Origin of the sequence: Thalassobacterium maritimum (assembly GCF_031127805.1) — a bacterium.
In the GTDB taxonomy this organism is placed as follows: Bacteria; Verrucomicrobiota; Verrucomicrobiia; order Opitutales; family Coraliomargaritaceae; genus Thalassobacterium; species Thalassobacterium maritimum.
This window is the reverse complement of sequence record NZ_JARXHW010000149.1, coordinates 1-1,216: the sequence shown is the minus strand read 5'-3', so window position 1 is coordinate 1,216 and position 1,216 is coordinate 1. Positions and strand designations below refer to the sequence as shown.

Sequence of the window (1,216 nt, the reverse complement as noted above, 5' to 3'; positions counted from 1 at the left end):
GGTGATGTGGGGGACGGGAGAGTTAATGCTCCCGTCTACCCGATTATGCCCAGACTCGGGCTGGTGATAGTCTACCTTTCGATATACTAGTGTGCCTTCTGGGATCTCTTCCTTTTTTATTTCCTTCGGAAGCAAGATAGGAACTGCGATCTCTCTCGGTATCGTATGGTAATTTATCATCTCAATTCCTGCAATTTGAGTTTCTAGGACTGAACCATCAGGTCGATACAAAGTGATTTCTTCACCGACTACCACATTCGGTTTTCCTTCTTTGATTCCTGGAACAAGAACTAAGCCACGCCTGGATATCTCAAACATATCCTTAACAACGAAGAGTGCCTTATCTTCTTTCTTTTGTATATCGTGAAGGCTAGTCGCGACATGGAGGCGGAGCCGTAATGTCGTTGACTATGCCGCCTTGATCTACCTTCGATTTTGTTAGTGCCTTGGATGCAATCTTGTAGAATGCCCATGCGATAATGATTGGCGCGATGAATCCGAGCGTGTCCCACGGCTCTTCTTTAATGTGCGTATAACCTTCTTTTACTGGAGCATACTCACGCACAAACTCGCTCAATGAGAGCCAAATCATCCATGCGATCAAAGTTAGAATACCTTTTCCGATGAATTCACCACGCCCAGAAACTTCGAGCTGCTCTGAATAATATAGTCGCTTGGAGATGAATACGTAAAGCGGAACGATGATCGCTAATGCTATAAGGAGAGACAGCATATTGCTGTTCTCTGGGAGTAGGAACTTCTCTACGTATACCGCAGCCCAAAATGCTCCAAAAATAGCAAGAGCTCCGACACTTCCCTTGATTCGTTCTTTGGTTACTTCTTTCAATAGACCGATGCCGTAAAAAAGCGCCATCGCTCCAGGGATAAGCATCATTGGGATTATGAAAAGGCCTAGCCAAGGAATCGGGTCGGATGCGCCAGTCGCCCAAATGCGAGATATGGGCTGAAAAAGAGTTAAGCCAGTCCACCAGCAGCCCACGCCTATCGCGATTAAGGCTAAAATGTTAGTTGGTCGCTTCAGATTCATTCTTTCTGTAGATCGTGGAGCACTATCGCGACTGAAGCGCGGAGCGCGAAAGGAGTTGATAGGTGCGTCTGGATCTGCTCATGGTTTGGGGATGAAGTCTAGCCCGAAGATGGTCAACATGACTATAAATGTCCATAAGACTATAGGGCTATGATATCTGTCGGGGAG

2 protein-coding genes are annotated in these 1,216 nt (G+C 46.4%); both read right to left on the bottom strand.

The genetic code is table 11. The annotated features are described in order from the left end of the window. The coding region (locus tag QEH52_RS19735; RefSeq protein ID WP_308952679.1) for a hypothetical protein at positions 1-318 on the bottom strand (318 nt) is incomplete at its 3' end. 52 nt (positions 319-370) lie between these two features. Then, positions 371-895, bottom strand: a complete 525-nt coding sequence (locus QEH52_RS19730; RefSeq protein ID WP_308952678.1) for a hypothetical protein — start codon at positions 893-895, stop codon at positions 371-373. Between the last annotated feature and the right edge of the window lie 321 nt (positions 896-1,216).

Bases quoted from the DNA above. Each gene is read 5' to 3' on its own strand.
- QEH52_RS19730 (WP_308952678.1), bottom strand. From the start codon at position 895: ATGATGCTTATCCCTGGAGCGATGGCGCTTTTTTACGGCATCGGTCTA.